Genomic DNA, 7,857 nt, shown 5'->3' on the forward strand with positions numbered 1-7,857 from the left:
CCGCAACGCCGGCTTCTCCAAATGCGACCCCGCGCGCCTGTACCTGCCGGTGATCATGGATCCGATCTACGGCTACCAGGCCGTCAACGTCGAGGCGCAGGCCGACAACCCCGGCTCCCTGCTGCACTGGACGCGCAAGATGATCGAGATCCGGCAGCGGCACCCGGTGTTCGGCGTCGGCTCGTACGTCGAGCTGTCGTCCTCGAACCCGTCCGTGCTGGCGTTCACGCGGGAGATCACCGAGGACGAGAGTCCATGGGGGCAGATGGACACGATCCTGTGCGTCAGCAACCTGTCGCGCTTCCCGCAGCCGGTCGAGCTCGACATGCGCCGGTTCGAGGGCTACTCCCCCGTCGAGTGCATGGGCGGCGTGCAGTTCCCGGCGATCGGCGAACTGCCCTACCTGCTGACGCTGCCCGGCCACGGCTTCTACTGGTTCCAGCTCAACCCGCCGGAGAACGCCGCCGCGGGGCGTGCCCGGTGACCGTGCTGCCGCCCGATCCGGTCCTCGTCCGGAGCATCGCGGACTGGCTGCCGCGGCAGCGGTGGTTCGGCGGCAAGGACGGCCGCCGCATCGACGGGCTGTCGATCGGCACCGCCACCGAGCTGCGGCCCGGCGACCCGGGCCTGCACCACCTCGTCCTCGACGTCGCCCAGGACGGCGTCACCGACCGGTACCAGCTTCTCCTCGGCGTCCGCCGCGACCTGCCCGGCCGGCTGCGGCACGCCGAGATCGACGTGCTCGCCGACGGGCGGGACGAACCGAAGGCGCGGCTGTACGACGCCGCGTTCGACCCCGACCTGACCCGGGTGCTGCTGGCCGACCTCGCGGACGGGGCGTCGGTCGGGCCGCTGCGGTTCCACCGCGTGCCCGGCGCGCGCATCCGCACCGACCTGTCGAGCCTGCCCATCACCGGCGAGCAGAGCAACACCTCGCTGCTGTTCGGCGACGCCCACATCTGCAAGCTGTTCCGGCGGCTCAGCCGGGGCGTCAACCTCGACCTGGAGGTCAACCTCGCGCTGACCCGCAACGGCTGCGCGCACGTCCCGGCCGTCCTCGGCTGGTTCGAGCTGGCACCCGGACGCGACGGGGACGCGGAGCCGGTCACGCTCGGGCTGCTGTCGGACTACCTGCACACCGGCGCCGACGGGTGGAGCCTCGCGATCGCGAGCGTCCGCGACTGGTACGCGCACACGCCCGCGCCGGGCGAGGACGAGTGGGCGGAACTGGACGCGAGCGCCGCCGGGGGCGACTTCGCCGCGGAGGCCGAACGGCTCGGCGCGGCGACGGCCGAGGTGCACGGTGCGCTGGCGGACGCGTTCGGGGTGGAGACCGTCTCGGCCCGCGACGTGCGGACGATGGCGGCGCGGATGAACGACGAGCTGACCGCCACGTGCCGCGCCGTCCCGGAACTCGCCCCGCACGCGAAGGCGCTGACCGCCGCGTTCGTCGAACTGGCCGCGCTCGCCGACCCGCTGTCCGTCCAGCGCGTCCACGGCGACTACCACCTGGGGCAGGTGCTGCGCACCGAGTCGGGCTGGACGCTGCTCGACTTCGAGGGCGAGCCGGCCCGTTCCCAGGACGAGCGCCGCGCGCTCGCGCACCCGCTGCGCGACGTCGCGGGGATGCTGCGCTCGTTCGAGTACGCGGCGCGGTTCCTCATCGCCAAGCCCGGGACCGTCCCGCCGGAGCCCGGCCCGCGGCTGGAGACGCGCGCGCAGGCGTGGGCGGCGCGCAACCGGGCCGCGTTCTGCCGCGGATACGCGGCGGGCGGCGGCCCGGACCCGGCGGCGCACGCGGCGCTGCTGCGCGCCTTCGAGTTCGAGAAGGCGGTGTACGAGGTGCGGTACGAGGCGCGGCACCGGCCCGCGTGGCTGCCCGTTCCGCTCGGCTCGCTGGCCCATCTGACCGTTTGATCAAAGACACCGATCATGCCCGCTAATTCGCCGCCATGATCATGCAAAATCGGCCCGTTCTTCCAATTCGAGCGCGCGCAACGGGTACCCGAACCGTCGCAGGCAAGATCAGCCGGTCATCGGGACCGGCGGCGAACGAAAACGGAGAACGCGAATGTCCATCGCACGCCACGCCGATCGGGGCACCGGCCGGAACCGATCACGTTCCAGCCGTATCCGCAACACCGGATCGGCCATTCGGAGACAAGGCGGCCGCACCGCCGTCACCATGACGGCCGCCGCCGGGCTGGTGCTCGCGCTCCCGCTCGGCGGCGTCGCGCGGGCGGACCTGAACCAGTCGGTTCTGGAAAGCCTGGACCTCGACCCGGCGACCGCCGAGAAGGTCAAGGCGTACGACGCGTACCGGGAGAAGCAGGAGAAGCAGGAAGACCAGGCGCGGAAGGCGGTGCGGTTCGCCAAGAAGCAGATCGGCAAGCCGTACCGGTGGGGCGCCGAGGGCCCCAACGCCTACGACTGTTCCGGCCTGGTGATGGCGGCCTGGCGGAAGGCGGGCGTCGACCTCCCGCGCGTCACCCACGCGCAGTACCGCAAGGTCGACCGCAAGGTGAAGCTGAAAAATCTCAAGCCCGGCGACCTCGTCTTCTTCCGAAATCGCGGGCACGTCGGGATGTACGTCGGAAATGACCGATACCTACATGCCCCGTATTCCGGCCAGCGGGTGCGGATCAACAAGCTCACCAAGCGGCGGGAGAAACAGTTCGCCGGTGCGGTGAGACCCGGCGCACCGGAAAAGCGCGAATTCCCGCTGGAGATCAGGAAGCTCGTCGAGAAGATCGACCGGCTCAGCGAGAAGCCCGCCGAGGCCCCGCCCGATAAGACGCGGACCCCCGACACTCCGCACTTCGCACAGCACGAACCCCACCACCCCTCGAAGCCCCCGATCGGCTCGCCCGCCGGCGACGCGCAGCACGCGGAACCGCCCGCGCGGCCAGGAAAGCCGAACCACGCTCCGGCGAAGAATCCGCCGTCCGAGCACCACTCCGGCAAGATGGCCGCGAAGCCCGCGGGGAAGAACTGGCCGATGCGACCGGCCGGCTTCGATTCCTGGAACGCCTTCGCGCACCCGGCCGAACCGATGACCGCACCGGGACACCGTCCGCACTAGACGGCCCGCGCCCGCCGCCCGTCCGGCGGCCGTACCGCGACATTCCGAGACCCGCTCCGCCACCATGCGGGGACCGGCCGTACCTACGGCCTTCCCCGTCGCGCCCGCACCCGGGCGACCGGAGCGGACCCTGTTCCCGTGCGGCGGGGCCGGCCACACCCGCGGCCGACCCCGCCGCCTTTCCGACCCCCCCGCACGTCCCGCCCCGCATGTCCCCGCCCCCACACGTCCCGCCCCCTGCACATCCCGACCCCGTACCTCCCCGCCCCCGCACATCCCGGACGCGCCCACGCCCACGCGTCCGAGACCGCCCCTGCGTCACGGACGCCGCGCCCCCGGGCGACCGAACCCGCCCGCACAGGGCGGGCGCGTCGGCGGGGCGGTCCTCCCGCACGGCACCGTCACCGTCGCCTCCGTCCGACTCCGACTCCGCCCGTGATCTCCGCCGGATCTAGTCGCCGGTCGTGCCGTCGAGCATCTCGCGCAGGATGCGCAGGTGGCTGATCACTCCGCTCCTGGTCATCAGCGGTGAGCCCGGCACGGAGCGCCTTGCGTGCGTTCTCCGCGGAGACGCCTTCACGGTCATTTCGGTTCGCATCGCCCTCCACGGGGCCGGAGCGCGGGGCACACCACTGGAAGGTGATCTCTTGGGACGTCCTCGGGACTGCGGCGCGCGCGAAACCGGCGCGGCGGTCGGCGAATCGGACATGCCGGATCCGCACGCGCCATGACCTTGCCATTCGCTTACCCGGCGCTGGGCATCGCCGGAGAGGGCGGGGGCATCAACGGAGCTCATGCGACTGACTACAGGGAGATGGGGAGGGGACGCGAATGTGGGACTTCGCGGGCCGTGACACCGCTATCGACCTGGGCAGCGCGACCGTGCGGATGCACGTCGAGAAAGACGGCGTGGTCTGCCGGGAGCCGTCGCTGCTCGCCCGTTCGCGGCAGACGGGCCGGATCCTGGCGCTGGGGACCCCGGCGCGGGAGATGGCGGGCCGCAACCCCGACGTCACCCTCGTGCGCCCGATCCGGGAAGGGGCGCCGACGGAGACCGACGAGGCCGAATGGCTGATGCGCCGCCTCGTGCGGCACCACCACCGCAAGCATTACATGGCGCGCCCCCGCGTGGTCGCGACCGTTCCGAGCGGGATGACCCCGGTGCACTACCGGGCCCTGCAGTTCGCCGCCTACCAGGCGGGGGCGCGACGGCTCACGCTGGTGCCCGCCCCGATCGCCGCGGCCATCGGCATGGGCATGACCTCCGCCGGACGTCCGGAGGTCGCCGTCGTCGCGAACATCGGCGCGGACCTCACCGACGTGGGCGTCATCGCGTTCGGCGGCCTCGTCACCTCGCACACCGCCGCCGTCGGCGGCTCGGCGATGGACCGGGCGATCGTCCAGCTCGTCCGCCGGGAGCAGGGCGTGGCGCTGTCCGCGGCCGCCGCCGAGCAGGCCAAGCTCGAGGTCGGCGCCGTGCCGCCGCTCGGCCGCCGGACCGCCGCGCAGACCGTGGTGACCGGCCGGGACGTCTCCAGCGGCCTGCCCCGGCAGGTCGTGCTGACCACCGCCGACGTGCAGCGCGCGATCGAGGCGCCGCTCGCCCGGATCATCGAGGCGATCCGCGCCGGGCTGACCGGCTGCGGGCCGGAGGTCTCCGGCGACCTGCTGAGCGTCGGCGTCACCCTGACCGGCGGCTGCGCCCGGCTGCCCGGCCTCGACCGGCTGATCCGGGAACGGGTCGGGCTCGCCGCGCGGGTCGGCGACGAGACCGGGGACGCCGCCGTGCTCGGCGCCGCGGAGGTGCTGCGCTCGGCGGGCAGCGAGGAGCCGTCCGCCCGCGACAGCTCGCCGCGCCCGCAGGTGCTCACGACCGTCCCCGACTACATGCCCGAGTACCAGCCCGAGTACTGACCGCGCTCACCGCGGGGCGGGAACCTGACCGGCCTCCTGCGCCGGAGTCATCCGGACGCTGACCGGGTGACCGTTTCCGCCCCGCGGAAGCGCGCGCGGCGCCACGATGGACCCATGCCCTTCGAGGAGATGCCCGGCCACGACCTCATCAACGTCGTCCGGGACCTGGATCCGGTGGCGGCCGTCCGCGACCAGGAGGCCGCCGAGCGGATGCGCGCCTACCCGAAGATCATCGCCGCGGGGCCGCCCGAGTTCGGGGTCGCCGAGCAGGCGGGCGGCGTCTGGCGCGTCCTGTCGCTCGACTCCATGGACCCCTACGCGGCCCGCGTCGACCTGGCGATCCGCCTGCGCGACGGCGCGGCGAAGGCCGAACCGGCGGTGCGGGCGGAGATGCGCGCCCTCGCCGACGCCTTCGACCCCGAGGACCTCGCCGCACCCGTCCGCTCCGAATGCGCGGTCGGCGGCCGGCGGTACCGGATCGTCCGGGTGCCGCCCTTCGCGCGGCTCGGCGCCGACGGTCCCGAACCGGCCCGCGTCACCGACGTCGAGGGCGGCCCGATCGACGGGTTCCGGCTCGACCCCGCCGCGCCCGTCGGCCCGTCCGACGCCACGCTCCGCCTCGAACTGCTCGGCCTGGTGCCGGACGCCGGGAGCGTCCCGGACGGCGAACGCCGCGAGGCGGTCGCGGCCGTCCGCGCGTACCCGGGCGTCGTGCTGCTGCCGCCGCTGTTCGCCGTGGTCGAGGACCGCGACGACCACTGGCGCCCCATCACCGGCGGCACCGGCCCGCAGGACGCGCGCCGCGCCCTCTCGCACTACTTCCGCCGCACCCTGCCGCGGTTCCCGCCGCCCGGCGCGCCGCCCCCGAGCCCCGGCGAGCTCGCCGAGTACGCGCACGCCGCCGACCGGATCGACGACGGCCGCGGCGTCGAGTTCGTCGCGTGCGGACGCCGGTTCCGCATCGCCCGCGTGGCCCGGATGATCCGCGTCGGCCCGGACGGCCCCGAACCCGCCCGCGATTCCGATTAGGGGCGCGCGGTTCCGGTTCCTTCGCGGGTGGTGATCGTCCTTACCGGCGGCTACACTCCGTGGCCCGTCGAGGCGCCGCCGGGCCGGCCGGCCGCCGCGCTCGTCGGCGCCGAACCGCCCGCGCCGCCCGGCCGGATCGAGACCGTCCGGCTCGGCCCGTCCCCAGGGAGTCCGACATGAGCGACGCACCCCACCGCGAGGGGCCCGGCGCGGCCCGGCTGGAGGAGGTGTCGGAGGGGGTCTTCGCGTACGTGCAGCCGGACGGCACCTGGTGGATCAACAACACCGGTTTCCTCGTCGGCTCCCGCGGCGTGACGAGCGTGGACGCCTGCTCGACCGTGCGGCGCACCCGCGCGTACCTGGACGCGATCGCGTCGGTGACGCCGCGGCCCGTCCGGACCCTCGTGAACACGCACCACCACGGCGACCACACCTTCGGCAACCACCTGTTCGCGGGCGCCACCGTCGTCGGGCACGAACGGACCCGCGACGGGGTGCTGGCGTGGGGCAAGCCGTTCGACGAGCCGTTCTGGACGAAGGTCGACTGGGGCGACGTCGAGCTGGAGCCGCCGTTCCTCACCTACACCGACGGCGTGACGCTGTGGTCGGACGACCTGCGCTGCGAGGTCCGGCACGTGGGGACCGCCGCGCACACCACGAACGACTCGATCGTGTGGATCCCCGAGCGGCGCGTGCTGTTCTGCGGCGACCTGCTGTTCAACGGCGGCACCCCGTTCGTCCTGCAGGGGTCGGTGGCGGGGCTGATCGAGGTGCTGGAGAACGTGGTGGCGCCGCTGGGCGCGGCCACGATCGTTCCCGGGCACGGCCCCGTGGCCGGGCCCGAACTGATCGCGGACGTCCTCGGCTACCTGCGGTTCCTGCGGGGCGTCGCGGCGGAGGCCAAGCCCACCGGGCTGACCCCGCTGGAGGCGGCCCGCGAGACCGACCTCGGCCCGTACGCGGAGCTGACCGACCCCGAACGGATCGTCGGCAACCTGTACCGGGCCTACGCCGAACTGGACGGCCTGGAGCCGGGCGGCGAGATCGACGCGGTGTCGGCCCTCACCGACATGGTCGCCTACAACGGCGGCCGGCCGCTGACGTGTTCGGCGTGACCGCGGCGCCGGTGCGCGGGAGCGCACCGGCCGCCGCGCGGCGCGGTCAGAGCCGGCCGGTGGACTCGCGCCAGGCGCGCTCCTTCCGGATCCACTCGTTGTCCTGCGGGAACTCGTCGATCGTGGTGACGCGGCGGATCTCGGTCTTGAAGCCGGGCCCGGTCATCGGCATCCGCTTGGCCCATTCGACCGCCTCCTCCTTCGACGACACGTTCAGGATGTAGAAGCCGCCGAACAGCTCCTTGGTCTCCCCGTACGGGCCGTCCGTGACGACGGGCGTCTCGGCGGAGTAGTCGACCACGACGCCCTCGGCGGCGTCGTCGAGGCCCTCCGCGGCCAGCAGCACCCCGGCGTTGATCAGCTCCGCGTTGAACCGGCCCACCGTCTCGATCATCTCGGCGAGGTCGGCGTTCCCCATCTGCGCGAAGGCCTCGTCGGTGGCGCGCATGATCAGCATGTACTTCATGTTCCGGTCTCCGTCGCCTCGTGGGCCCCCGCGGGCCCGTTCGCCCATAGGTCGAACGGGGATCCCGCGGATCGACACGGCCGCCGGCTTCTCTTCGGAAGACTCCTCAGCGGAGTTCGGCGGTGGCGAGCAGCCGGATCTGCGCGGCGGCCCACGCCCGCGCGGCGGCGTGCCGGTCGTCGCCGCCGAGGGCGGCGGCGAGGCCGTCGAGGGTCCCGGCGGCGGTGCGCAGCCCGGCGCGGCGCAGGTCG

At 73.7% G+C, this 7,857-nt stretch carries 8 protein-coding genes; 7 read left to right on the forward strand and 1 reads right to left on the reverse strand.

The window, feature by feature from the left end:
• The 7 genes from ACFQ11_RS36570 to ACFQ11_RS36600 form a co-directional block, all read left to right on the forward strand.
• Positions 1 to 484: alpha-glucosidase C-terminal domain-containing protein (locus tag ACFQ11_RS36570; protein WP_378307342.1), on the forward strand; the 484-nt coding region annotated here is incomplete at its 5' end.
• On the forward strand, positions 481 to 1,917 hold the full coding sequence (locus tag ACFQ11_RS36575; RefSeq protein ID WP_378307344.1) for a maltokinase N-terminal cap-like domain-containing protein: 1,437 nt from the start codon (positions 481 to 483) through the stop codon (positions 1,915 to 1,917). The genes ACFQ11_RS36570 and ACFQ11_RS36575, both read left to right, overlap by 4 nt.
• Positions 1,918 to 2,071: 154 nt before the next feature.
• On the forward strand, positions 2,072 to 3,082 hold the full coding sequence (locus tag ACFQ11_RS36580) for a C40 family peptidase (protein ID WP_378307346.1): 1,011 nt from the start codon (positions 2,072 to 2,074) through the stop codon (positions 3,080 to 3,082).
• Positions 3,083 to 3,913: 831 nt separating this feature from the next.
• Positions 3,914 to 4,996 (forward strand): rod shape-determining protein, encoded by a 1,083-nt coding sequence (locus ACFQ11_RS36585; RefSeq protein WP_378307348.1) that lies wholly within the window; start codon positions 3,914 to 3,916, stop codon positions 4,994 to 4,996.
• Positions 4,997 to 5,110: 114 nt separating this feature from the next.
• Positions 5,111 to 6,025, forward strand: a complete 915-nt coding sequence (locus tag ACFQ11_RS36590; protein ID WP_378307350.1) for a DUF5954 family protein — start codon at positions 5,111 to 5,113, stop codon at positions 6,023 to 6,025.
• 27 nt (positions 6,026 to 6,052) lie between these two features.
• Entirely contained in the window at positions 6,053 to 6,205 is a 153-nt protein-coding gene (locus ACFQ11_RS36595; RefSeq protein ID WP_378307352.1) for a hypothetical protein, read from the forward strand.
• Complete coding sequence (locus ACFQ11_RS36600) at positions 6,202 to 7,140, forward strand: MBL fold metallo-hydrolase (RefSeq protein WP_378307354.1); 939 nt, start codon at positions 6,202 to 6,204, stop codon at positions 7,138 to 7,140. Before ACFQ11_RS36595 ends, ACFQ11_RS36600 begins: the two co-directional genes overlap by 4 nt.
• A 46-nt stretch (positions 7,141 to 7,186) precedes the next feature.
• On the opposite strand, the gene ACFQ11_RS36605 is transcribed toward ACFQ11_RS36600, so the two are convergent.
• On the reverse strand, positions 7,187 to 7,606 hold the full coding sequence (locus ACFQ11_RS36605) for a YciI family protein (RefSeq protein WP_378307356.1): 420 nt from the start codon (positions 7,604 to 7,606) through the stop codon (positions 7,187 to 7,189).
• Positions 7,607 to 7,857 lie beyond the last annotated feature (251 nt).

The sequence above is a fragment of the Actinomadura sediminis genome (genome assembly GCF_042675525.1).
Lineage (GTDB): Bacteria > Actinomycetota > Actinomycetes > Streptosporangiales > Streptosporangiaceae > Spirillospora > Spirillospora sediminis.